Annotated in this window: 22 protein-coding genes and 1 riboswitch; of the genes, 17 read left to right on the forward strand and 5 right to left on the reverse strand. The window is 64.6% G+C overall.

The window, feature by feature from the left end; all coding sequences use genetic code 11:
- Nucleotides 1–236 precede the first annotated feature (236 nt).
- The 10 genes from M2341_RS08665 (at nt 237) to M2341_RS08710 (ending at nt 10,171) form a co-directional block, all read left to right on the forward strand.
- Entirely contained in the window at nt 237–1,820 is a 1,584-nt protein-coding gene (locus M2341_RS08665) for a peptide MFS transporter (protein ID WP_181559535.1), read from the forward strand.
- A 50-nt stretch (nt 1,821–1,870) separates the two neighbouring features.
- Entirely contained in the window at nt 1,871–3,223 is a 1,353-nt protein-coding gene (gene glmM / locus M2341_RS08670) for a phosphoglucosamine mutase (RefSeq protein ID WP_264584954.1), read from the forward strand.
- Entirely contained in the window at nt 3,216–3,440 is a 225-nt protein-coding gene (locus M2341_RS08675; RefSeq protein WP_264584955.1) for a DUF1272 domain-containing protein, read from the forward strand. Before glmM ends, M2341_RS08675 begins: the two co-directional genes overlap by 8 nt.
- A 90-nt stretch (nt 3,441–3,530) precedes the next feature.
- The gene (locus M2341_RS08680) at nt 3,531–3,854 is read left to right on the forward strand and encodes a TraR/DksA family transcriptional regulator (RefSeq protein ID WP_264584956.1); all 324 of its coding nucleotides are present in this window, start codon (nt 3,531–3,533) and stop codon (nt 3,852–3,854) included.
- Nucleotides 3,855–3,906: 52 nt separating this feature from the next.
- Nucleotides 3,907–5,028 (forward strand): bifunctional hydroxymethylpyrimidine kinase/phosphomethylpyrimidine kinase, encoded by a 1,122-nt coding sequence (thiD, locus tag M2341_RS08685; protein WP_264584957.1) that lies wholly within the window; start codon nt 3,907–3,909, stop codon nt 5,026–5,028.
- Nucleotides 5,025–5,606 (forward strand): ribonuclease HII, encoded by a 582-nt coding sequence (locus M2341_RS08690; protein ID WP_264584958.1) that lies wholly within the window; start codon nt 5,025–5,027, stop codon nt 5,604–5,606. Before thiD ends, M2341_RS08690 begins: the two co-directional genes overlap by 4 nt.
- Nucleotides 5,607–5,643: 37 nt before the next feature.
- Nucleotides 5,644–5,829, forward strand: a riboswitch (yybP-ykoY riboswitch).
- A 3-nt stretch (nt 5,830–5,832) separates the two neighbouring features.
- On the forward strand, nt 5,833–6,402 hold the full coding sequence (locus tag M2341_RS08695; protein WP_181559541.1) for a TMEM165/GDT1 family protein: 570 nt from the start codon (nt 5,833–5,835) through the stop codon (nt 6,400–6,402).
- Between the two features lie 238 nt (nt 6,403–6,640).
- Complete coding sequence (locus M2341_RS08700) at nt 6,641–7,780, forward strand: site-specific DNA-methyltransferase (protein WP_319801045.1); 1,140 nt, start codon at nt 6,641–6,643, stop codon at nt 7,778–7,780.
- A gap of 114 nt (nt 7,781–7,894) precedes the next feature.
- Nucleotides 7,895–9,037: a dihydropteroate synthase gene (folP, locus tag M2341_RS08705; protein ID WP_264586013.1), complete on the forward strand. Its 1,143-nt coding sequence runs from the start codon at nt 7,895–7,897 to the stop codon at nt 9,035–9,037.
- 36 nt (nt 9,038–9,073) lie between these two features.
- Nucleotides 9,074–10,171, forward strand: coding sequence for a Gfo/Idh/MocA family oxidoreductase (locus M2341_RS08710; RefSeq protein ID WP_319801046.1), 1,098 nt, complete (start codon nt 9,074–9,076; stop codon nt 10,169–10,171).
- Nucleotides 10,172–10,186: 15 nt separating this feature from the next.
- Here the strand turns inward: M2341_RS08710 and M2341_RS08715 are convergent, their stop codons facing one another.
- The 3 genes from M2341_RS08715 to M2341_RS08725 are packed head-to-tail and all read right to left on the reverse strand — an operon-like array spanning nt 10,187 to nt 13,699.
- Nucleotides 10,187–10,888 (reverse strand): TadE/TadG family type IV pilus assembly protein, encoded by a 702-nt coding sequence (locus M2341_RS08715; RefSeq protein ID WP_264584959.1) that lies wholly within the window; start codon nt 10,886–10,888, stop codon nt 10,187–10,189.
- Nucleotides 10,885–11,547: a TadE/TadG family type IV pilus assembly protein gene (locus tag M2341_RS08720; protein WP_264575888.1), complete on the reverse strand. Its 663-nt coding sequence runs from the start codon at nt 11,545–11,547 to the stop codon at nt 10,885–10,887. Before M2341_RS08720 ends, M2341_RS08715 begins: the two co-directional genes overlap by 4 nt.
- A 1-nt stretch (nt 11,548) precedes the next feature.
- Nucleotides 11,549–13,699, reverse strand: coding sequence for a pilus assembly protein TadG-related protein (locus M2341_RS08725; RefSeq protein WP_264584960.1), 2,151 nt, complete (start codon nt 13,697–13,699; stop codon nt 11,549–11,551).
- A gap of 145 nt (nt 13,700–13,844) precedes the next feature.
- On the opposite strand from M2341_RS08725, the gene M2341_RS08730 reads away from it, so the two are divergent.
- Entirely contained in the window at nt 13,845–14,516 is a 672-nt protein-coding gene (locus M2341_RS08730; protein ID WP_264584961.1) for a hypothetical protein, read from the forward strand.
- A 21-nt stretch (nt 14,517–14,537) separates the two neighbouring features.
- Nucleotides 14,538–15,020, forward strand: coding sequence for an EF-hand domain-containing protein (locus M2341_RS08735; RefSeq protein ID WP_264584962.1), 483 nt, complete (start codon nt 14,538–14,540; stop codon nt 15,018–15,020).
- 39 nt (nt 15,021–15,059) lie between these two features.
- On the opposite strand, the gene M2341_RS08740 is transcribed toward M2341_RS08735, so the two are convergent.
- Both M2341_RS08740 and M2341_RS08745 read right to left on the reverse strand, forming a co-directional pair.
- The gene (locus tag M2341_RS08740) at nt 15,060–16,409 is read right to left on the reverse strand and encodes a neutral/alkaline non-lysosomal ceramidase N-terminal domain-containing protein (protein WP_264584963.1); all 1,350 of its coding nucleotides are present in this window, start codon (nt 16,407–16,409) and stop codon (nt 15,060–15,062) included.
- 129 nt (nt 16,410–16,538) lie between these two features.
- Nucleotides 16,539–18,167: a GMC family oxidoreductase gene (locus M2341_RS08745; protein ID WP_264584964.1), complete on the reverse strand. Its 1,629-nt coding sequence runs from the start codon at nt 18,165–18,167 to the stop codon at nt 16,539–16,541.
- 63 nt (nt 18,168–18,230) lie between these two features.
- On the opposite strand from M2341_RS08745, the gene M2341_RS08750 reads away from it, so the two are divergent.
- The 5 genes from M2341_RS08750 to egtD all read left to right on the forward strand — a co-directional run bounded on the left by M2341_RS08750 (nt 18,231) and on the right by egtD (nt 22,971).
- Nucleotides 18,231–19,661 carry an aldehyde dehydrogenase family protein gene (locus tag M2341_RS08750; protein WP_264584965.1) on the forward strand — a complete coding sequence of 477 codons (1,431 nt, stop codon included), beginning with the start codon at nt 18,231–18,233 and terminating at the stop codon, nt 19,659–19,661.
- 14 nt (nt 19,662–19,675) lie between these two features.
- Nucleotides 19,676–20,350, forward strand: a complete 675-nt coding sequence (gene ligK, locus M2341_RS08755; protein ID WP_319801065.1) for a 4-carboxy-4-hydroxy-2-oxoadipate aldolase/oxaloacetate decarboxylase — start codon at nt 19,676–19,678, stop codon at nt 20,348–20,350.
- Between the two features lie 86 nt (nt 20,351–20,436).
- A complete protein-coding gene (locus tag M2341_RS08760; RefSeq protein WP_181559551.1) occupies nt 20,437–20,703 on the forward strand; it encodes a DUF2171 domain-containing protein in 267 nt (88 codons plus the stop codon).
- Between the two features lies 1 nt (nt 20,704).
- A complete protein-coding gene (gene egtB / locus M2341_RS08765; RefSeq protein ID WP_264584967.1) occupies nt 20,705–21,979 on the forward strand; it encodes an ergothioneine biosynthesis protein EgtB in 1,275 nt (424 codons plus the stop codon).
- Nucleotides 21,980–21,981: 2 nt separating this feature from the next.
- Nucleotides 21,982–22,971, forward strand: coding sequence for an L-histidine N(alpha)-methyltransferase (gene egtD, locus M2341_RS08770; protein WP_264584968.1), 990 nt, complete (start codon nt 21,982–21,984; stop codon nt 22,969–22,971).
- The last annotated feature ends 77 nt before the right edge of the window (nt 22,972–23,048 follow it).

The following is a 23,048-nucleotide window of genomic DNA, read 5'->3' on the forward strand; positions in this document are numbered from 1 at the left end:
ATCGCTAGCCAAATCCGGTCGATCCGCCAAGCGCGTTTGCGAATTGATCGCAATGTTGCATCTACTGTGCCGGTTTCGCTACGGCAACGGCGCTCGGGTAGCCCTTATCACGGATCGGCGGGCTGGTTGGTCGAGGCCGGCGGAAAAAAGCGCTTTTCTCAAATGTCAGACTCTCTAAGTCTCATGGGCATATTGTCGCGGCCGGCGCCTCGCCGTTGCCCGGACCAGGAGACTTTATGGCGACCATTCCAGCCATCGCCCTCATCGCGCTCGTCGTGCTTCTTGCCGGCGGCGCGGTTGGGCTTGTGAGCAAGAAGCAGGAGTTTATCGGCCATCCCAAGGGCCTCTACATCCTGTTCTTTGCCGAGATGTGGGAGCGCTTTTCCTATTATGGCATGCGCGCCCTGCTGATTTTCTACCTCACCAAGCATTGGCTGTTCAGCGATGGACAGGCGAACCTCGTCTACGGGGCCTATACCAGCCTCGTCTACGTCACACCGGTGCTGGGCGGCTATCTCGCCGACCGCTATCTCGGCCAGCGCAAGGCCGTGCTGTTCGGCGCGCTGATCCTCACCGCCGGCCACTGCCTGATGGCATTCGAGGGATCGGGCGGACAGGATGATCCCACGATCAACATCTTCTGGCTGGCGCTGAGTTGCATCGTTGTCGGCTCCGGCTTCCTCAAGGCCAATATCTCCGTGATCGTCGGTCAGCTTTACGGTCTTACCGATCCCCGCCGCGACGGCGCCTACACGATCTTCTATGTCGGCGTGAATGTGGGCGCGGCCATCGGCACCATCATGGCCGGTTGGCTCGGCGAGACCTACGGCTGGAAATACGGCTTCGGCGCAGCGGGCGTTGGCATGTTGCTGGGCGCGGCGGTGTTCGTCATCGGCAAACCGTTCCTGATGGGCAAGGGGGAGCCGCCCAAGCCGCTCACCCTGCGCACGGAATGGTTGCTGTATGCCATCGGCGTCGCCTCCATCGGCGTGATCTGGTTCCTCGTCCAGTATCAGGACATCATCGAGACGCTGCTTATCGTCGCGGGCGTCGCCCTGCTCGGCTATGTGCTCTACGCCGCGATGAAGCTGCAACCCGATGCCCGCGATCGCATCTTCGCGATCGTTTTCCTCGTCGCGCTCAACCCGGTGTTCTGGGGTCTGTTCGAGCAGGCGGGCGGCAGCCTCAATCTGTACACGGATCGCTATGTCGACCGTGGCGGTTTCCAGACCACCTTCTTCCAGTCGCTCAACCCCATCTACATCGTGCTGCTCGGGCCGGTCTTCGCCTGGCTTTGGTTGTGGCTGGGCAAGCGCGGCTGGGAACCATCCGCACCGGCCAAATTCGGTCTGGCGCTGGCGCAGGTCGGCTTCTCCTTCCTCATCTTCGTATGGGGTGCCCAGTCCGCGGGCATGGCGGCGCTGACGCCGGTGCTGTTCGTGTTCCTGGTCTACCTGTTCCAGACCACCGGCGAACTGTGCCTCTCGCCTGTCGGGCTCTCCGCGATGAACCGGCTGGCGCCCAAGCATCTCGCCAGCCTCATCATGGGCGCCTGGTTCTACATGTCTGCGGTCGGCAATTTCGTCGCCGGCAAGATCGGCGAGGCGACCGGCGGTCATGATGGCGAGATGACCAAGGAGGCGACGCTTTCCGTCTACAACACCATCGGCTGGTGGACGATTGGCATTGCCGTCGCGGTGCTGGCGGTCTCCCCGCTGGTCAAGCGCCTGATGCATCTCGACACGCTGAAGGAAGAGGATGAACCGGTCGATGACCGCCCGGAGGAAGGCCTGCGGGACCAGACGGCGCCGGTGCGGTGAGCCTTCAAGGGGGCTGGCGTTGCTGGCCCCCGATCCGCTAAGCACCAGCGATGACCAGACGCTTCTTCGGCACGGATGGCATCCGGGGCCGCACCAACCAGTCCACGATGACGGCCGAAATGGCCATGCGAGTGGGCATGGCCGCCGGCCGTCACTTCATGCGCGGCAGCCATCGCCACCGCGTGGTGATTGGCAAGGATACGCGGCTTTCCGGCTATATGATCGAGAATGCGCTGGTCGCAGGCTTCACCAGCGTCGGCATGGACGTCGTGCAATTCGGCCCGATCCCGACGCCCGCCGTGGCGATGCTGGCGGCATCCATGCGCGCCGATCTCGGCGTGATGATCTCGGCCAGCCACAATCCTTATTATGACAATGGCATCAAGCTGTTCGGGCCGGACGGCTACAAGCTCTCCGACGCCGACGAGCTGAAGATCGAGGCGCTGATCGAGGGCGGCGAGATACCGCTGGCTCCATCCGAGGGCATCGGGCGCGCGCGGCGGGTCGAGGATGGGCGCGGGCGTTACATTCACTTCGTCAAATCGACCTTCCCGCAGCATCTGCGGCTCGATGGGCTCAAGGTCGCGCTCGATTGTGCCAATGGCGCCGCCTATAACACCGCGCCCTACACCTTCTGGGAGCTGGGCGCTGAGCTAGTCCAAATCGGCGTGACGCCCAACGGCACCAACATCAACGATGGCTGCGGCTCGACCGCGCCGCTGCTGCTGCAGGAGACGGTCGTGGCATCCGGCGCCGACATCGGCATTGCGCTCGATGGCGATGCTGACCGCCTGATCGTGGTGGATGAGACCGGCACCATCGTGGATGGCGACCAGATCATGGCGCTGATCGGCACGAGCTGGGCGCGGCAGGGCATGCTCAAGGGCGAGGGGGTCGTCGCCACGATCATGTCCAACCTGGGGCTGGAGCGAAAGCTCGCTAGCGAGGGCATTCCCCTCATCCGCACCAAGGTCGGTGACCGTTATGTGCTGGAGGAGATGAAGGCGCGTGGCTGCAATGTCGGCGGCGAGCAGTCCGGCCACATGATCCTCTCCGATTATGCGACGACGGGCGATGGCACCATTGCCGCGCTCCAGGTGCTCGCCGCGCTCGTGCAGAGCGGCAAGCCGGCGAGCGCGCTGCTGCGCCAGTTCGAGCCGGTCCCGCAATTGCTCAAGAATGTCCGTTTCGCCGGCGGCAAGCCGCTGGAGGCGCAGAGCGTCCAGGCCGTGATCGCGCAGGCCGAAGCGGAGCTGGAAGGGGTGGGGCGTCTCGTCATTCGGCCGTCCGGCACCGAACCGGTGATCCGCGTGATGGCCGAAGGGGACGATGGCGATCAGGTCGTCCGCGTGGTGGACCGCATCTGCGATGCCGTGGCAAGCGCGGCGGCCGCCCATGCTTGAGATGCGCCCGGATTGCGAGCGCTGCGGCACCGATCTTCCAGCCGATGCCGGCGGCGCCTTCATCTGCTCGTTCGAATGTACCTTCTGCGCCGAGTGCGCCGAGGACATGGATGATCGCTGCCCCAATTGCGGGGGCGAGTTGCTGGACCGGCCCAGCCGGACTGGCGACGCGCTCAAGCGAAACCCTGCTTCGACGGAGCGCCGCTTCAAGGGCTGAGCGCCCCCGCGACCCATTTGATCTGGCGCATGGATTGGCGCGCATCACTCCCTAGACTGGCATCGAGCAGTCGGACGGAGAGGTGTGACCATGGATATGATGGACGCAAAGGCACGGCTTCTGGCCATGCGCGATGATCTGAAAGCTCGGCAAAAGCGGCTTGCGGTCGATCTGGACGAACCACTGAATGCCGATTCAACCGAACAGGCAACCGAAGTGCAGGATGATCGCGCACTGGAGCAGCAGTTCGCGCTGGTGGCGCGCGAGATCGGTTCGGTCAATCGTGCGCTCGCGCGGATCGAGGCGGGCGTTTACGGTGCCTGCATGCTTTGCGGCGAGCCCATCGCGCCGGCGCGTCTGGCGGCCCGGCCCGAGGCATCGCTGTGCATCGCCTGCGTCCGCAAGGAACAGTGAGGCGCAGCGCCAGCGGCTCGACTTCCGCGCCGGTAAGGGGCAAAAGCGCCCCATGAGCTATCCTCGAATCCTGATCATCGCCGGCTCGGACTCCGGCGGCGGCGCCGGCATCCAGGCGGACATCAAGACCGTCACCATGCTGGGTGGCCACGCCATGACGGCGATCACCGCGATCACCGCGCAGAATACGCTGGGCGTGCAGGCCGTGCATCCCGTGCCGACGGAGATGGTGCTGGCGCAGATCGACAGCGTGGTCAGCGACATCGGCGTGGACGCCGTGAAGATCGGCATGATCGGCTCCGCGGAGACGGCGCTGGCGGTCGCCGACCGACTTGAGAGCATCGGCGCGCCGGTGGTGCTCGATCCGGTGATGGTCGCGACGAGCGGCGGCGTGCTGGCGGACGCCGCCACCATCGAGAGCTTGCACGAGCTGATGGGCTGGGCGTTCGTCACGACGCCGAATCTCCCCGAACTGGAGGCGCTTGGCGGCGAGGCGGACCTGACTGCGCGGGGCGAGATGCTGCTCATCAAGGGCGGCCACGCGCCCGGCGAGATCATCACCGACCGGCTTGTCGGTTCGGAAGGCGAAATCGCCCGTTGGGAAGGGGCACGCATCCATACCGAGGATACCCATGGCACCGGCTGCACCCTGGCCAGCGCCATCGCGACCGGGCTGGGGCAGGGGCTCGATCTGCCGGAAGCGATCGCTCGGGCGCGCCTGTTCGTGCGACTGGCGTTGCGCACTGCGCCGGGCCTCGGCCGCGGGCATGGGCCGATGGCGCATGGCGCGGTACGGCTCGACATGGGGCCGAGCGGCCGGCTCAACCAGATTTCCGTGCCGGTCAGTGATTATGCCGCCTCCCGCGATTTCTACGAGGATCTGGGCCTGACCCTGATCGTGGACAGCCCGGACCAGCCCTATGCCCGGTTCGAGGCGCCGGGCGGCGCGACGCTGTCTCTCCATGGCCAGCAGCATGGCGTCTATCTGGAATGCGACGATCTCGATGCCCGGGTGACCGCTTTGATCTCGGCCGGGCTCGTCTTCGATAATGAGCCGGTGGATCAGGCATGGGGCTGGCGCGAGGCCTGGCTGGTCGATCCCGCCGGTAACCGCGTCTGTCTCTATTCGGCGGGCGAGAACCGGCGCTTTCCGCCCTGGCGGGTCGAGGGATGATCGCGGGGGTCGACGAGGCCGGGCGCGGGCCGCTGGCCGGGCCGGTGGTCGCGGCAGCGGTCGTTCTCTGCAAGCCGCGCCCGTCCGGACTGGATGACAGCAAGAAGCTGAGCGCCGCCAAGCGCGCGGGTCTGGAAGCGACGATCAAGCGCCGCTGCCACTGGGCCGTCGGCGTGGTGGACGTCGCCGAGATTGATCGGCTCAACATCTTTGGCGCGACGATGCTGGCGATGACGCTCGCGGTCGAGGGACTGTGCGCCCGCCTGGGGTGCGATCCGCGCGAGGTGCTGGTCGACGGCAATCTCACGCCGCATGGCCGGCGCCCCGAGTGGCGCTGGTCGTCACGGGCAATCGTCGGAGGGGATGCACTGGAGCCCTGCATTTCCGCTGCGTCGATCATCGCCAAGGAACATCGCGATGCCTTGATGCGGGAAGCCGCGCGCGATCATCCGCATTATGGCTGGGAGCGGAACAAGGGGTACGGCACCGCCGATCATCTCGCCGCGCTGCGCCAGCATGGCCCAAGCCCGCTTCACCGCCGCAGCTTCGCGCCAGTCGCGCAGCTGGCCTTTCTGTAGGGCGCCCGTTGACGGGAGACGGCCGAAGGCCTAAGGCGCTGGGGTCATCTGGGGAGTAGCCAGCTGCCGGTTTCCGGCAGGCCTGCCCGTCAACATACTCGGTCGAGAGGCCGTGGCGGCAGGGAATCCAAGCATTCCGGCGAGACCAATGACATCGAGCTTCCGTCCAGGCCGGGCGGGAGGCGCGGTGTCATTGTTTGTCTTGTTGCCCGGCTGAGGATTTTTCATGGAAGCCCTGTTCACCTCCACCGCCGTCGTCGCGCTCGCCGAAATCGGCGACAAGACGCAGTTGCTGGCCATCCTGCTCGCCACCCGGTTCAAGAAGCCGGTGCCGATCATCCTCGGCATTCTCGCAGCGACGCTGGCCAACCACTTTCTGGCAGCCCTGCTTGGCGCGAGCGTGGCGTCCATCTTTCAGCAAAATTGGTTCCACTATCTGGTCGCCGCGGGCTTCCTTGCCATGGCGATCTGGACGCTGATCCCCGACAAGATCGATGATCTGGAGGACAAGCCGGCCCGCTTCGGCGCGTTCGTCACCACCACGATCGCCTTCTTCCTCGTGGAGATGGGAGACAAGACACAGATCGCGACGGTCGCGCTTGGCGCGCAGTTCCATCAGGTCGGTCTGGTGACGATGGGGACGACCCTGGGCATGCTGATCGCCAATGTCCCGGCAGTGTTCCTCGGGCACGAACTGCTCCGCCGCGTGCCGCTCAAGGTGGTGCGCATCGTGGCGGCCAGCCTGTTCGCGGTCATCGGCCTGTGGTTGCTGATCCAGGGACCGGGCAGCCTCTGAAAATCGATAGCGCCGGAGGCTCGGTTAAAATATTTTTCGGTCCATCGCGGCCCTGAGTCTTCGGCGCAACACCACAACATGTTGAGTCCTGCCTGAATCGCAGGACTCCATCCCTCGTGTGGGACTCGTTTCGTTCTCATTTCCGGCGCGGATTCTTCGCGTGACTCCAGTCCGTTACCGCTCTTGACGGTGGACTCGTCGTGACTCACACCGGGCGCACAAACGGGGGTGAGACGACATGAGCGTGATGGAAAAACTGACGAAGCGACCGGCGCGCGCAAAGGTCCTGCCGGCCAACACGCCGCCGGTCCTGCCACTCGACACGCTGCTGCAGGGCGACTGCATCGCCATCATGCGCACGCTGCCGACGGCGAGCGTCGATATGATCTTCGCCGATCCGCCGTACAATCTCCAGCTCGGCGGCGATCTGTTCCGGCCCGAGGGCGGGCGCGTTGATGCAGTGGATGACGCCTGGGACCAGTTCGACAGCTATGCCGCCTATGATGCCTTCTGCCGCGAGTGGCTGGCCGAAGCGCGCCGCATCCTCAAGCCCGATGGTACGATCTGGGTGATCGGCAGCTATCACAATATCTTCCGCGTCGGCGCGCTGATGCAGGATCACGGCTTCTGGATCCTCAACGATATCGTCTGGCGCAAGGCCAATCCCATGCCCAACTTCAAGGGCACGCGCTTTACCAATGCGCATGAGACGATGATCTGGGCCAGCCAGGGCGAGAAGGCGAAATACACCTTCAATTATCGCGCCATGAAGACCCTGAACGACGAGCTGCAGATGCGCTCGGACTGGGTGCTGCCGATCTGCGCCGGGCAGGAACGCCTCAAGCGCGGTGGCACCAAGGCCCATCCCACTCAGAAACCGGAGGCGCTGCTGTACCGCGTGCTGCTCTCCTGCACCAACAAGGGCGATGTCGTGCTCGATCCCTTCTTCGGCACCGGCACAACCGGCGCCGTGGCCCGCCGCCTCGGGCGCCGCTGGATCGGCATCGAGCGGGAAGACAGTTATTGCGAGGTCGCGCGGGAGCGTATTGCTGCAGCGCTCCCGCTCGATGAGAGCGCGCTGACCATCATGCAATCCCCCAAGAGCCAGCCGCGCGTGGCATTCGGCACCCTGGTCGAGACCGGCATGATCGCGCCCGGCACTGTGCTCACCGCCAGCAAGGGGCGCTTCAAGGCGCATGTCCGCGCCGATGGCTCGCTGGAGTGCAACGGCCAGACCGGCTCGATCCACAAGATGGGCGCCACGCTGCAGGGCGCGCCAAGCTGCAATGGCTGGACCTTCTGGCAGATCGAGCACGAAGGCGCCGTGAAGCCGCTCGATGCCATGCGCCAGCTTTACCTGCTCGCGACGGAGCCATAAGGCACCGTCGTTGGGGCCCGGACGGCGCGCTCCCACCGCGGGTCCGGGCTCCTGCTTCCGCTTTTGTGCCGGGCAAGCTAAGGCGCGCGGGATGCACAAGGATATCGCCCGATGATGATGGAAACCCCGCCGCCGGACGCCCGCCTCTATCTGCGCCCGATCTGGTTCATCGACACGCCTGTCGGGCTGGAGGCGCATGAATTCCGCAGGCTTGCCGGGGGACTGATCTGGTTTCAGGGCCTCGAGGTCCGTTGGGCGGGAGCGGAAGGCGCTGCCGGCAAGGCCATCGTCCCCGTCTCCGTCTTTGACGATTGGCAAAGCCGCCTGAGCGATGCGCAGGCTGAGCGGGTCGCAGCGCAAATGCAGGGGCTGACGGCGCCTCGCGCACCGTTGACGCTGGGCGAGCGCGTCATTCGCTTCGATACGCCGCAGGTCATGGGCATCCTCAACATGACGCCGGACAGCTTCTCGGATGGCGGCAAGCTCATCGGCGATGCCGAGCGCGCCGCCGATTCCGGCTTTGCCATGCAACTGGCCGGCGCTTCGATCATCGATGTCGGCGGCGAGTCCACCCGGCCCGGCGCCGCCACCGTGTGGGAGGGCGACGAGATCGCCCGGACCGTGCCGGTGATCGAGCGACTGGCCAGGAACGGCATCGCGGTCTCCATCGATACGCGCAAGGCGGCGGTGATGGAGGCCGCGCTCGCGGCCGGCGCCGGCATCGTCAATGATGTGACCGGTCTCACCCACGATCCGCGTGGGCTGGAGGTGGTGGCGAAGGCGGGGTGCCCCGTCATCCTGATGCATAGCCCGTCCGCTGGCGACGATCCGCATGGCGGGGCGGTCAAGTACAAGGCCGGCGCCGTGGCAGGGCCGACGGCGGACATGGCCGTGTTCGATTGGCTGGAGGCGCGGATCGCCGCCTGCCTCGATGCCGGCATGGCGCGGAGCAAGATCATCCTCGATCCCGGTGTCGGCTTCGGCAAGGCGTTGCAGGACGATACGCGCATCATCAACAATCTGGCCATTTATCAGGCGCTGGGCGTGCCGCTGCTGTTCGGGGCCAGCCGCAAGCGCATTGTCGGCGCGCTGACCGATGGTGCGCCGGTCGAGGAGCGGCTCGGCGGCTCGGTCGCCTTGGCGCAGGTCGCGATCGGGCAGGGCGCGCAGATCGTGCGGGTGCACGACGTGCAGGAAAGCGTGCAGGCCGCCCGGGTGTGGCGCGGCTTGCGCGACGCCGCCTTGGTCGCTGCCTGATCGCTGGGGAAGCGTCCCGATGCAGAAACGCCTGTCATGTTGAACATGGCCATGATCGGCGGAGGCGGGCTCCTGTCCATCGGCCAGACCCACCGCATCGCGGCGGAGGCAAGCGGGCAGATCAGGCTGGTTGCGGGCGTGTTTTCCTCCGACCCGGCGCGATCCCGGCAGGCCGGCCTGGCCTATGGCATCGATCCCGCCCTTGCCTATGCCGATGTCCCCGCCTTGCTGGCGGGCGAGCGCAGCCGGGTGGATGGCGCCGACTTCGTGACCATCGTCACGCCCAATCATCTCCATTATCCGGCGGCCGTCGCGGCCCTTAAGGCCGGGCTTGCCGTGATGAGCGACAAGCCCATGACCGCGCGGCTCGATGAAGCCCGCAGGCTCGCCGCGCTTGTGAAGGAGACAGGCCGCCCCTTTGCGGTCAGCTATCCTTATGGTGGCTTTGCCGCTGTGCGCGCCGCCCGCGCGATGATCGCCGCAGGCGAGCTGGGCGCGATCCGCAAGGTCAGCGCAACCTATGCGCAGGGCTGGCTGGCGAGGGCAGCCGACCATGCGCAGGCGGCCTGGCGGGTAGACCCCGTGCGCTCCGGAGCGGGCGGCTGCATTGCGGACATCGGCGTCCACGCCTTCCATCTCGCCGAGTTCGTCTCCGGCCTGCACGTAAGCCGGATCATGGCCGACCTTGGCAGCGTCGTGCCAGGGCGCACGCTGGACGACGACTGCGCCGTGCTCCTGCGGTTCGAGAACGACGCACGCGGGACAATTCTGGCCTCGCAGATCGAGGCGGGGGAGGGCAACCGGCTCCGCCTGCGCTGCGATGGGGAGGCCGCCAGTCTGGTCTGGACGCTCGATGATCCTCACGCCCTCGCGCTGCATCCGATCGACGGTGCCAGCCTTCGGCTCTCATTCGAAGAGGCCGCGCCGGCGATCGCCTGTCCGCCGGGCGTCCACCATGCCGAAGGTTATATGGAGGCCTTCGCCACCCTCTATCGCGATTTCGCGGCGGTTCTTGAGGGCAATGCGGCGCCTTTGCTGCCCGGCGTGCAGGAGGGGTTGCGCGGCATGGCCTTCATCGAGACGGCCGTTGCCGCCTCTCGGGCCCAAGACGGCTGGGTGGATCTGGCGCTCTAGGCCCGCGCTGTCACCTCAGCTGCTGCAGGTCGAGGCCGCAACATTCTCGTTATTGGCGACGCCCGTTCCGCCATTGCCGTCGTAGTCGCGGTCGTCGCGCACGGTCATGGCGGCGGTATCGACGATGACGGTCGTTGGCACGATGCTCGCCGAAATGAGCGGCGTATAGTCATAGGCTACTTCTACGAAGATGACCGCGCCGCCATCAGGCGCCGTCACCTGCTTGCCGGTTTCACCCATCGCCGGCAGATCGGTGTCGCCCTGCACGCCATGGGTCGAGGCCCAGTTCTTGGCGCCGAAGCAGCGCTGCCAGTGGATGCGGAATTTTTTTGGTTCGGGATTGGGATTGGCGACCGGTTCCAGGCTTGAAATGATGATCCGCCCATTGGTGGCGAGATCCAGCGAGCCGGACTGCATGTTGGCGCCGATCAGTAGATCGTTGATCTGCGATTCGCTGATTAGTGGTGGCGCGTTTAGCTGATTGGTGCCGATGCGCGAGGCATTGTCGGCGACATGCAGCGCGATTTGGCTCACCCGCATCCGCGTAATCGCAAAATTGGTAAGCTCGGCGCCGGCCAGGAATAAGCCGAGAATAAGCGGGGCCGTGAGCGCGAACTCGACGGCGGCGACTCCTCTGTGAGCGCGGATCAAACGCGCGAGGAAGCCATGGGGCGCTCCCTTGCGCCGGGGACGAAGGCGAGCCGTCGTACCGTTCATAAGCAATTCCGCACGGTGGGCTCGCCATCACTGCCCTGGTCGCCATAAGGCTGGTTGGAAAGCACAGTCCTGGCCACGACATGTGTGATCCCATGCCCGCCGATCAGTCTGTCGATCGGAAAAAGGCGCGGATAGGACACCGTTACGGTAAACACGACATTGTCACGCGCGCCCGCGGCGTTGATGGCATTGCCACCGTCGGCATCCCAAACGCCGTTGTTATTGTTATCCACAAACGGCTCGCCGCCGTCACAAACGCCATTCTTGTTGGGGCCGCTGGCACTGTCCGTAAAGGGCTCGGCCTGGGCAGCGGAGGCTTGCGAGAAGCTGCGATAAAAGCGCCGCTGGACCGAAACCTCCGCGTCATTGTGCAACTGCTTGATCTGGCTTTCCACGACGGCGTCGATCGCATCGCGCGAGGTCGCGTTGGTGCCCGCGGATGTCTCCAGCGTGCCGTCCCGCGCGGCCTTCTGCACGGCGCCCTGCACCACGCTCTGCATGTAGAGCGTGTGGCCAACATCCAGCGCGCCCAGCAGCATGATGAGGAAGCCCGGCAGAATGAGCGCGAACTCGATGATCGTCACGCCGTCCTGCGCCTGCGAGAACTGACGCAGGACAGGCAGGGCGTGTGCGCCGAAGATATGAGGCGCGCGCCTCATCTCAGTGGGTCAACCTTAAATCGGCGATTTCCGAGGCGATCTGCTTGAAATTGCTGATCAACGTGGGCGTATCGTCCGCCTTGAAGTATTTTTTAGGCGTGGCACAGCTTTCCAGCCGCGTTTCCGTGGTTTTATCGACACCGCCCCCGTAGGAGACGACCCACAGGGTGATATTGCGGTTACGGATGGCGGTGCACAGGGCGACGAGTCGGCTATTAACGATGTTATTGAGCTGCGTGCTGTTCGGAGAATAGGTAGTTTGGCGCCGTTCATACCAAGGAATCCCATAGGCCGTATAATTCGTGTTGTCGGTCATCGTGGCGCCGTCGGTCATGAAGATGATGTGCCGCTGGATGGCGCCGCCGGTGGGCGTCTCCTTGTTTTCGTCGGCGAAGATCCCAGTAGGGGAGATGAAGCGGGCGCCCCATATCAACCCAATGTCGTGATATGTGTTGCCGATCGCGGCCAGCGAGTTGACGTAGGTCTCGAATCCGGACGGCGTATACCAAGTCTGGAGTTTCTTGGCTTCGGTCGTGCAATAATAGCTGTTATTGCGATCGAGATTTTCGAACGTTGGCACGTCCGCCATCGTTCGCGTGGAGGTTCCGGTGTACCGCCCCCATACTGCGTCGCGCAGCATTGGGCCCCAGTGCGAACCCGTCGTTGCATCGGGCACGAGATCGATGTTCATGTCCAACGCATCACTGGGGATCGGGCTCCATTCGTCGGTTGGATTGCCGTCACTGTTCGGGACAGTCTTCCGCTCTTCGATGCACCCGTCCCACACCACATCCATGTCGACTCTCTTCGAGACGGTGATCGTCTCGTTCGAGCCGGAGAGCTTTGCCTGCACATCCGAGTTGCCAACAGGTAGCGACAAACTGTTATTCCACGTCCAGCCGCCAGCCTTCAGGGCCGCCGTGCTAAACTGGAGTTTTTTATAGGTCCAGCTGGCGCGGTCCCGCGCTGTCCATGTGATCGGACGAGTCGAGGTTTGATTGCGCGTTAATGTATAGGTGCGAGTGCTACTCTGCTGCAGGCGGCAACTATTGTTCGTCCACGTATATTTATATCCTCTGACCGTGTGGACGTCGTTCTCCGAGTAGGTGATTGTCTGTTGTGGGTCGGAGTAAACGGGGGGCGATTCGTTCGTTGCCGCCTGCACATTTCCACTGTCAGTGTAAGTCAGAACGCCACCATTATTGTTCAATTGAGGACACGTCGTATAGTTCTTGTTAGATACCGTCTTGTTGTAGCTAGTATTGTTTATTGTCACGGAGCCACTCCCGGAGATGTTTTGCCATCCCGTGTAGCTGCTTGAGTTGTTTAGACCGCTCGGTGGATTCGACCAAGCGCTCCAGTTCGAGAAAGTCTCAGAACCGGCCTCCCAGGTGTAGACTCTATTATTGACGCCAACGCGGGACTGGTAGTCCCACGTATCGGCAATCCAGTCGTTATGAAGCAACTTGCCTACGTTTACGTTTACCGAATAGGGCATAAATCCTATTCTGACTTGGGCAGTACCAGTATAACTAGTGGCGGTCGGGTCGTTTCCGCATACTTCCGCAGTATTCACCCGTAGCAACGCTTCATAGAAGCACTTGACCGCGCTTTTAAGACCGTAAAGCTTTGCGTTGCTCGCCGGAACGTTATTGTTATTACCGTTGGGGCAGGAGCCGGCGCCGGTAGCGCAATTCATCGATCCCGTCACGTCCAGCACGAACATCACGTCGGTATTCGGAATTTCCATCTTGGCGGTGCAGGTGACGTGCATGGTCCGCTCCGTGATTCCGAAGATGCGCATGATGGTCATGGGCACGGAGACGTCCGCGAAGCCGCTGACCTCGCCGTCATCCACCGAAAAATCATTGTTCAGCAGGGTCGCGCCATAAGCACCATCCGTGAAATTGGCGTTGAACAATTCGAGCGCGCGTCCTCGCGTGCTGGTGGGGCCTTCCGTTGTCCAACTTCCCCCGCCCATCGCGCGCCGGCCGGCCAGCACGCCGGCGTCACAAGCCTGTTGCAGTCGCGTCTTTGTGAGGTAGAGACGGCTCATGTCCACGCCGCCGCCAATCAGCCCCGCCAGCGGAATGAGCGCCGCTGCCGAGATCGCGATGACGTTGCCGCGCACGTCGCGGCCAAGCCTGGTCATGAAGCTTGCGCCTGCCCGGTTGCGCATTCCTGTCCTCACTGCCCTTGAAGCCACCCATCCGGCGAACGATTGCACCGCCACCGGCCCGATCCTCGCCTTATTCAGAAGTGGTGGACAAATGCCTAATTCGGTTGGTTGATCGTTGGTGAATGCGCCGCCTACCGCGCTCGATGCCGATCACGAGCCCGCCCCGTTGCAGCGCCTGTTGCTCGCGCACACGCTTGCTGGGGAGCGCTCATGGCATGCGTTGTGCTGGCAATTGGACGCCCGGTTAGCCGAGCTGATCCGTCGGCGGGCCGATCCGACCATCGCCGCCATTCGCCTTGCCTGGTGGGATGCCGTGTTGGTGGAACGGGATGATGCCAAGGGGCGCGGCGAGCCTCTGGTCGATGCCTGGCGCCAGCAAGCGGACGCTGGCGCCAGCGCGGCGGCAGAACGGCTGATCGACGGATGGCGCGTGCTTGCCTCGCCCGATCCGCTCAGCGACGAGGATTTGCGGGACTATGCGCTTGCTCGGGGCGGTGGGCTGTTTGCGCTGCTGGCTGGAGGAGAGAGCGAGGCGGCTAATCGGCTGGGCGCGCTCTGGGCTTCGTGGGATCTGGCCGGTCACGCCAGCGAGGAGGCTCTTGCGCGTCGGAGCCTCGCACTTGCCTCGGATTTTCTGCCTCGGGATGCACGATCAGCCCGCAGCCTGCCGCGCCCCCTGCGTTTGCTCGCCGCTGTCGCCATGCCGGATGTTCGCGCCGCACGGTTGCCATCGCGCGGCTTCACGCCCCGCCAGTACAGCCGCTTGCTGATCGCCGCCCTGCGCGGTTAATCTCCCTGCAGGGGGCCTGCGATGGGGCGATTCTTTGCCGGTGTACTTTCCGCGCTGCTGTTCGTCGCGGCGGGGCTGTTCTGGTGGCAGTCCGCCGTGGATGCGGACATGCAGCCGCGCGTCGCCAATGGCGGCCTGCGCGCCGAAGCGCCGCCTTTACCCGCGCCAGGCGATCCCAACGCACGCGGGGCGCCGCCGCCCGACGTCCCGGAAGCCACCGCGCGGACGCGCGAGCAAAAGCGCTTCGACCGCTATGATCGCAATCGCGACGGTGTGGTGACGCGCCTGGAGATGATGGCAAGCCGAACGAGCGCGTTCCGCAAGCTGGACAAGGACGGCAACAACCTCCTCTCGTTCGAGGAGTGGGCCGTGGCGACATCGACCCGGTTCGCGGGCGCCGATGCAAACCGCGATGGCCGTCTGGTCCCAGTCGAATTCGCGACGACCGCACCCCGGCCCAGCGCGACGCGCGCCGGGCCGGTCTGCAAGTGCGAAGAGGATTGAGCGAGCGGGAGCGGGAAGGGGGCCGTAGCCCCCTTGGCTTTACTTGGCGGCGTCAGTCTGCTCGACCAGATCGAGCAGGCCGTTGACGATGCCGCTTTCCGCGCAACCCGGCTTCAGGCGCGAGGACACCACCTCGAAGGTATATTGGCCAAAAGCCGCATCGTTCGGGATGTAGCCCGATGGGCCAAAGCCGTTGGTCAGTGTCGCCATCATCGTGCGGCGCGAGGGCGCCTGCGCCTTGAAGCTGGTCGCGATGGGGTTGAACACCTCGCCATTCACGCCGCCGATGAAGACATCGCCGATCTTCAGCATGCTGAGGTGAATGGGGATGTCGGCCGCATCGACATAGGTGCCGGCATAGCCTGCGCGGCCCTTGTCGGTGCGCTCGCGACCGGGGCACACCAAGGTCTTGCTGGCGCCGGCGATGCCGTTCACCTTCTCGGGCCGTTCGAGGCGCAGGCGGATGGTCTGCAGCACTTCCTCGCCCAGCATCTGGCCCATGGACTGGGCCATCTGCTTTTGCTGCTCCATGAGCTTGGCGACCTGCGGGTTCTTGCGGTCCATGCCGACACCGCCGGGCGGCATGGCATTGCTGATGTCTTCGCCGCGCTTGGCATAATCGGCGATGCGGATGGCGCGCAGATCGTAGGTCTGCTGGAAGAAGATGGGGTTCTGATCGCCCGCAGCACCCTCGGACCATACGGCCACCACATCATCGCCCATCGCATTTTCGATATAGCGGGAGGCGGCGCCGGGCAGATCGCCGCTCACCAGATCGAGATTGCCGGTCAGCACGGCATGGACGGCGTAGTTATAATATACGGCGACCGGCTTGCCGGCCGCATTCTCGAAGCGCAGCACGGCCACCGTCTTGTCGGACGGGCCATCGACATTGGGGCCTTCCCACCAACGGCGGTTGTCCGGGTCGATGATGTTGCGGTTCACGTTGATGTAGGACTTGCCTTCGCCGAAGGCGACCTTGCCCGGCTGCATCTTGCCGACCGCTTCGCGCACGGCCTGGACGATCTGGTCCTCCAGCTTGGGGTGCGGACCCCAGGGCACGCTGTGGGTGTGGGTCGCGGTGAGCATGACGCGCTCCGGCGCAATGCCGAGGTCGCTGCTCAGTCGAGCGGTGACGCCGCTCCACAGGTCCGTCGGGATCGCGCCCACATCCACCGTCACGAGCGCGGCGCGCTCGCCATTGCTCTCCAGCGCGATCGCGCGCACGTAAATGGGGTCGAGAACGCCGGTATAGGGTTCTTTCAGACTCTTGGCGGCCGGGGTCCAGTCGACCTTGGCGGCGCCGACTTTCAGTTCTGCCTGAGCGGGCGCAGCGAGCGCGGTCCCCATGGCCAGCATGGCGGCGCCGGCGATCAAAAATCTCTTCATTTCAAAGCCTCCTCATCCTCGTGCGGCTGCGGCGAGTCTCGCATCCAGCGGGTCGATGGGTGGGAGGGGTAGCGAAGCGAGGCGGGGAGGGCCAGTAAAAATGCAATCGATTGCCGTGGGAGTGTCGGCTCAACCGGATTGTGGCGGCGCGATGCCCAGGATCAGGTCGGCGGCCTTTTCCGCGATCATGATCACCGGCGCATTGGTATTGCCGCCGACGATGCGCGGCATGACAGAGGCGTCGGCCACGCGCAGGCCCTCAATGCCCCGGACCCGCAAGGCCGGGTCGACCACAGCCTGCTCATCGGCGCCCATGGCGCAGGTCGAGGAGGCATGATGGGCGAGCACGCTGCTGCGGCGATTATAGGCGTCGATCTCCGCATCGCTCTGCACGCGATCGCCGGGCATGATCTCGCCTCCGGCAAGATCGCGCAGCGGCGCGGTGGCAAAGAACTCCCGCAACATGCGCACCGCCCGGCGCATCGTCACCAGATCCCGTTCGTCCTCATACATGTTGATCCGGATCTCGGGCGCGTCCCCCGGGTTGCGCGAGCGCAGGCGCACGCTGCCCCGGCTTTCAGGCCTCAGCAACACGGCGAACGCGCTCATGGCATGGCCGGCGCCCTTGCGGATACCGGGAAACCAGACGCGGGCATCGAGCCGGGTGGGGTAGATATTGGCCTTGATATCCGGCCGCGCCAGGCCGGGCTTGGTCGGCATGAAGCCAAAGGCGGTGACCGGCAATTGCGTCGCCCGGTTCCCCAGGCCGAGGAAAAAGCGTCCCACGTTCAACAGCAGCCGGTCGAAGCGCAAATTGCTCTCGAAGCCGATGGGCTCGGTCAGCGTGTAGCCAATGCCGGTGAGGGGATGCTCCTGAAGATTGCGGCCAACGCCGGGCAAGTCGGCCACGACATCGATGCTGAGCGCGCGTAAGTCGTCCGCCGGGCCGATCCCCGAGAGCATCAGCAATTGCGGCGAGTTGTAGGTGCCCGCGCACAATATGACCTCGCGGCGCGCGCGCAGCAAAGTCGGCCGGCCTTTGTCGATGATCTCGACGCCCACCGCGCGCCCGGCCTGGATGACGATCCGGGTGACCGTGCAGCCGGTCCGAATGGCCAGATTGGGCCGGTGCGCGACGGGGTGCAGGAACTGCCGCGAACTGCTGGCGCGGCGGCCTTTGTCCACCGTTACCTCGGGCGGTGCAAAGCCGTGCCCGCTATTTGGCCCATGCTGATCGTCGAGAATTGGATGGCCAAGGGCGCGCGCGGTCTGCATCACCGCATCATGCAAAGGCCCAGTCGTCTCGACCGGGCTGACCGTCAGCGGCCCGTCGACGCCATGATCCGCGCTGTCGCCGCGCCAGCTCCGTTCGGAGCGGCGGAAATAGGGGAGCACCTCGTCCCAACTCCAGCCGGTGGCGCCGAGTGCCGACCATTCATCATAGTCTGCTGGATGGCCGCGCGCGTAGACCATGCCGTTGATCGAGGAGGTGCCGCCCAACACCTTGCCGCGCGGCAGCCACAGGCGCCGGCCATCCAGCCCCGGTTCCGGCTCGCTCCAATAGGGCCAGGTCAGGGACGGCATGAACTGCAGCTTCATGAAAGCGAAGGGCATGCGGATCAGCGGGTGGCGATCGTGCCCGCCCGCCTCCAGCAGAAGAACCCGGTTTTCCGGCGCGGCCGACAGGCGGTTGGCGAGGACGCATCCCGCCGACCCCGCGCCGATGATGATATAATCTGCGCTTTCCGATTGCGGCACCGGCGCCTCTCTGAAATAGTATATTCTCGTGCTATACAATCCTCACGCCAAGGTGTCACGACTTTGAATGCTCCGCTGTATCAGGATCGTCTCTTCATCGGCGGCGCATGGGTCGAACCGCACGGCCGGGACATCGTCGAGGTTCGGTCTCCGGCGGATGGAACGCTGCTCGGGCGCGCGGCGCTCGGCGATGCGGTCGACGCAGATCGAGCCGTCGCAGCAGCCCGGCAAGCGTTCGCCTCATGGTCGCAGAGCAGCATCGCGGAAAGGCTGGACGTGCTCGCCCGGATGCGCGGCGCCTTCGATGTGCTGGCACCCGCGTTTGAGGATCACCTCATGCGGGAGATCGGCCTGACGCGCATGGTCGCGCAGGGGCAGAGCATGATGTGCCGGGCGCATTTCGATAGCATGACCGAGATTCTCGCGCGCTATCCCTTCGCCCGGACGATGCCCGGCGGCTTCGAGATCGTGCGGGAACCGATTGGCGTGGTGGTGGCAATCACCAGCTGGAATGCGCCGGTCAACCAGATGCTGTGCAAGGCCGTGCCGGCGATCGCTGCGGGATGCACGGTGATTGTCAAGCCGAGCGAACATGCGCCATTGTGCGGCGGCCTGCTCGCGGAGGCGATGGCACAGGCGGACCTGCCGCCCGGCCTGTTCAATCTCGTCAACGGTCGCGGCGCGGATTGCGGGCAGCGCCTCGCCGCGCATCCCGATGTAGACATGATCTCGATCACCGGATCGGTGGCGGGCGGCGCGGCGGTCGCGGCGGCGGCCGCACCGACGATCAAGCGGGTGCATCAGGAATTGGGCGGGAAGGGCGCCAATATCCTGCTGCCGGAAGCTGATTTTGCGGCGGTCGTCCCGCGCAGCGTGGCGGCGTGCATGATGGTGGCAGGGCAAGTCTGCGCCGCGCCGACCCGGCTGATCGTCCCGGCCGACCGGTTCGAGGAGGTTGCCGCGCTTGCCGTGGCCGCCGCGCAGGGCCTTGTCGTGGGGCCGCCTGATGATCCCGCAACAAGCTTCGGCCCGCTGATGAACGCGGCGCAGTTCGATCGCGTTCAGGGCCTGATCCAGCAGGCGATCGATGAAGGCCAGTCCCTATTGACCGGGGGTCTCGGACGACCCGCCCATCTGCCGACCGGCTATTACGCCAGGCCAACCATCTTCGGTCCGGTCGCACCGGATGCCGCCATCGCCACGCAGGAGGTCTTCGGCCCGGTCCTGTGCATCCTCACCTATCGCAATGTTGACGAGGCCATCGAAATCGCCAATGCCACCGACTTCGGCCTCGCCGCCTATGTGCAGTCGGCCGATCCCGCGTCGGCGCGGGCCGTCGCAGCCCGTGTGCGGGCCGGTTATGTGTCGATCAACTTTCCGCCATGGACGGCGGCGGCGCCGTTCGGGGGATACAGAAGGTCCGGCAATGGCCGGCAATATGGTGTCTGGGGACTGGAAGAGTTTCTGGAGACCAAAACAATCATCGCAAGCTAAAAGGGGCAGGAGCAATCATGGGTGTGGTCGTACAGAATATCGAGCGTGCTGATCCTGAGGTGATTGACGGTCTGGCGGCATGCGGTGTTGCGACGGTTCATGAGGCGCAAGGGCGCACGGGCTTGCTGGCGAGCTACATGCGGCCGATCTACGCCGGCGCGCGGATCGCGGGCAGTGCGGTGACGATCAGCGCGCCCCCGGGCGATAATTGGATGGTGCATGTCGCCATCGAGCAGTTGAAGGCCGGCGATGTGCTGCTGCTGGCGCCGACCAGCCCCTGCGAGGATGGCTATTTCGGCGATCTGCTGGCGACCTCGGCGCAGGCGCGCGGCTGTCGCGGTCTTATCATCGATGCCGGCGTGCGTGACGTGCGCGACCTTACTGAGATGAACTTCCCGGTCTGGTCCAAGGCGGTCTACGCGCAGGGCACGGTCAAGAACACGCTGGGCAGCGTCAATATTCCGGTCGTCTGCGCCAATGCGCTGGTCAATCCGGGCGATGTCATCGTGGCTGATGATGATGGCGTGTGCGTCGTCCCCCGCGCCAATGCGGCTAAAGTGCTGGAAGCATCTCCGGCACGGGAGGCGAACGAGGCTGGCAAGCGCACGCGCCTTGCAGCCGGAGAGTTCAGCCTCGACGTGTTCGATCTGCGCCAGCGGATCATGGACGCCGGGTTGCGCTACGTCTGAGCCCAAGATTCGCTCGGATCGGACTGCATCCAATATTGGCCTTGCGCGTTAGGCTATCGGGTTCCCGATCAAGCGTGGAGGCAATTGTGGCCGATCTCAGCAACGTCAAAGAGCATATGTCCATCATCGGCGCGGATGGCGTGCATATCGGCACGGTCGACCATGTCGAGGGCGACCGGATCAAGATGACGCGCGCGGACAGCGGTTCGCATGGCAAGCACCACCATTATCTGTCGGGCGGGCTCGTCGCAGAGGTGGAGGGCGACAAGGTGCGCTTGTCCGCAACCGGAGCAGCGGCCCTGCTGTTCGAAGAGGAGCAGGACGGGAAGCCGATTGCGGACATGAATCCCTGAGATGGCGAGCCGCGCGCAGGTCGCCGAGGCATGTTCTGCAGACCTGGCTGACCGCTTCCAATCTGTCCGCTCGCTTTCTGTCGATCTGGCGGCGCCGCTGAGCGATGCCGACGCGACGGTGCAGTCGATGCCCGATGCGTCGCCCGCCAAGTGGCACCTCGCCCATACGACCTGGTTTTTCGAAACCTTCCTGCTGCGCGACCATGTGCCCGGCTATGTCGCGCATGACGATCGCTGGGCCTATCTCTTCAACAGCTATTATGAAGCGGAGGGGCCGCGACACCCGCGTCCGCACCGCGGCCTGCTCACTCGCCCGACGCTTGCGGAAATCCGCGATTATCGGGCGCGGGTCGACGAGGCGGTCCTGAACGCGATGCCTCGGCTCGCGGCGGTTTGCCCGGACTTGCTCACCCTCGGCCTCCATCATGAGCAGCAGCATCAGGAACTGATGCTGACCGATCTCAAGCATCTGTTTTCGTGCAACCCGCTCGATGTCGCCCTGTGGCCAGCACAACCGCGAGGACATAGCGAGGCGCCGGCCGTGCGTTGGATCGAGCGGCCGAGCGGCCTTGTCGAGATCGGTCATGCAGATGGCGCTGGCACCTTCGCCTTCGACAATGAGCAGCCGCGTCATCCCCATTATCTCGCGCCCCATGCGCTCGCCAATCGACCGGTCAGCAATGGCGAGTGGCGCGCGTTTATGGAGGATGGCGGTTATCGCACGGCATCCCTGTGGCTGTCCGACGGCTGGGACTGGCTCAATCGTGAGAGGATCGGCCATCCGCTGTACTGGCGGGAGTCGGATGGCGCCTGGGAGCAGTTCAGTCTTTCGGGCTGGCAGGCCGTGGATGATGCCGATCCCGTCACGCATATCAGCTTCTACGAGGCCGATGCCTTTGCGAGCTGGTCCGGCGCGCGCCTGCCCACCGAGCAGGAACTGGAAGCGGCGGCGCAGGGTGCCGATCCTCACGCTGGTATCCAGCTTGACCGGCCGGGACCGGTCGCGCCGCGATGCCCGGAAGACGGGCCAGGCCTTCTCTCGCTGTTCGGCAATGTCTGGGAATGGACCGGTTCGGCCTATCGACCCTATCCCGGCTTTCGCACCGCAGAGGGCGCGGTCGGCGAGTATAATGGCAAGTTCATGAGCAGCCAGTTCGTTCTGAAGGGCGGGAGTTGCGCCACGCCGCGCGGCCATATGCGCGCCTCGTACCGGAATTTCTTTCACCCCCATCAGCGCTGGCAGTTCACCGGACTGCGGCTCGCAAAGGACTGCTGACCATGGCGACGATGCCCAAACTCGATCTGCTGGACAGCTGCGCACCGGATGAAGGCACCAGTGCATTTTGCGAGGACGTCCTGTCGGGGCTTTCGCAACGGCAAAAGGCCATCCCGGCGCGCTGGTTTTACGATCTTGTCGGCTCGGAACTGTTCGAGGATATCACGCGGCTGCCCGAATATTACCCGACCCGCACGGAAGTCGGCTTGCTCAAGGCCCATTGCGGCGATGTCGCAGGCCTGATCGGGGAGGGGCGGGTCGTTGTGGAGTTCGGCTCCGGCAGTTCGCTCAAGACCCCGCATTTGTTGCGGCAGGTCAGCCCTACTGCTTATGTGCCCATCGATATTTCCGGGGAATTTCTCCTCCAGTCCAATGCCGATCTCGCGCAATTGCTGCCGGATCTACCAATCTATCCGGTCGAAGCCGACTTCACCAAGACCGTGGCGCTGCCCTCCGCGCTGCGGGGCAGTGCCATGCTCGGCTTCTTTCCGGGCTCCACCATCGGCAATCTCGCGCCCTTCGCCGCGACGGACCTCTTGCGCTCGATGCGCGACACACTCGGCCATGGCTCGTGGTTGCTCATCGGCATCGACCGGGTGAAGCCAATCGATCGCCTGATCGCGGCTTATGACGACGCGCAAGGCGTGACCGCGCGATTCAACCTCAATCTCCTGCACCGGATCAACCGCGAGCTGGGCGCCGACATTCCGGTGGACGATTTCCGCCATGTCGCCCGCTGGAATCCTGCGGCGAGCCGGATCGAAATGCATCTTGAGGCGCAGCGGGACGTCGCGTTTCAGGTCGAGGACCGCCTGTTCTTCATGCGCGATGGTGAAACCATCCATACAGAGAACAGCCACAAATATACTGAACAGTCCGCCCGCGCTCTGCTTTCAGCCGGTGGCTGGACCCCCCGCCAGGTTTGGACCGACACCAGGGAGGACTTCCTCCTGATCCTCGCCGAGGCGGAGACGATTCCCCTCGCTCCCTGACCTCGCTGGGGGGTCTGGTGCTCAGAAAACCCCATCCGAGTGGACTTTTTCAACGCAAAGCACCGGTTTTGTGACGG

This window comes from Sphingobium sp. B7D2B (assembly GCF_025961895.1).
In the GTDB taxonomy this organism is placed as follows: Bacteria; Pseudomonadota; Alphaproteobacteria; order Sphingomonadales; family Sphingomonadaceae; genus Sphingobium.

Excerpts from the sequence above, each read along its gene's own strand:
- M2341_RS08715 (WP_264584959.1), bottom strand. The coding sequence starts at position 10,888 with ATGAACGGTACGACGGCTCGCCTTCGTCCCCGGCGCAAGGGAGCGCCC.
- M2341_RS08690 (WP_264584958.1), top strand. The coding sequence starts at position 5,025 with ATGATCGCGGGGGTCGACGAGGCCGGGCGCGGGCCGCTGGCCGGGCCG.
- M2341_RS08680 (WP_264584956.1), top strand. The coding sequence starts at position 3,531 with ATGGATATGATGGACGCAAAGGCACGGCTTCTGGCCATGCGCGATGAT.
- glmM (WP_264584954.1), top strand. The coding sequence starts at position 1,871 with ATGACCAGACGCTTCTTCGGCACGGATGGCATCCGGGGCCGCACCAAC.
- M2341_RS08665 (WP_181559535.1), top strand. The coding sequence starts at position 237 with ATGGCGACCATTCCAGCCATCGCCCTCATCGCGCTCGTCGTGCTTCTT.
- M2341_RS08740 (WP_264584963.1), bottom strand. The coding sequence starts at position 16,409 with ATGAAGAGATTTTTGATCGCCGGCGCCGCCATGCTGGCCATGGGGACC.
- M2341_RS08725 (WP_264584960.1), bottom strand. The coding sequence starts at position 13,699 with ATGACCAGGCTTGGCCGCGACGTGCGCGGCAACGTCATCGCGATCTCG.
- M2341_RS08720 (WP_264575888.1), bottom strand. The coding sequence starts at position 11,547 with ATGAGGCGCGCGCCTCATATCTTCGGCGCACACGCCCTGCCTGTCCTG.
- M2341_RS08700 (WP_319801045.1), top strand. The coding sequence starts at position 6,641 with ATGAGCGTGATGGAAAAACTGACGAAGCGACCGGCGCGCGCAAAGGTC.
- M2341_RS08675 (WP_264584955.1), top strand. The coding sequence starts at position 3,216 with ATGCTTGAGATGCGCCCGGATTGCGAGCGCTGCGGCACCGATCTTCCA.
- egtB (WP_264584967.1), top strand. The coding sequence starts at position 20,705 with ATGGCGAGCCGCGCGCAGGTCGCCGAGGCATGTTCTGCAGACCTGGCT.
- M2341_RS08695 (WP_181559541.1), top strand. The coding sequence starts at position 5,833 with ATGGAAGCCCTGTTCACCTCCACCGCCGTCGTCGCGCTCGCCGAAATC.
- M2341_RS08735 (WP_264584962.1), top strand. The coding sequence starts at position 14,538 with ATGGGGCGATTCTTTGCCGGTGTACTTTCCGCGCTGCTGTTCGTCGCG.
- folP (WP_264586013.1), top strand. The coding sequence starts at position 7,895 with ATGATGGAAACCCCGCCGCCGGACGCCCGCCTCTATCTGCGCCCGATC.
- egtD (WP_264584968.1), top strand. The coding sequence starts at position 21,982 with ATGGCGACGATGCCCAAACTCGATCTGCTGGACAGCTGCGCACCGGAT.
- M2341_RS08710 (WP_319801046.1), top strand. The coding sequence starts at position 9,074 with ATGTTGAACATGGCCATGATCGGCGGAGGCGGGCTCCTGTCCATCGGC.
- thiD (WP_264584957.1), top strand. The coding sequence starts at position 3,907 with ATGAGCTATCCTCGAATCCTGATCATCGCCGGCTCGGACTCCGGCGGC.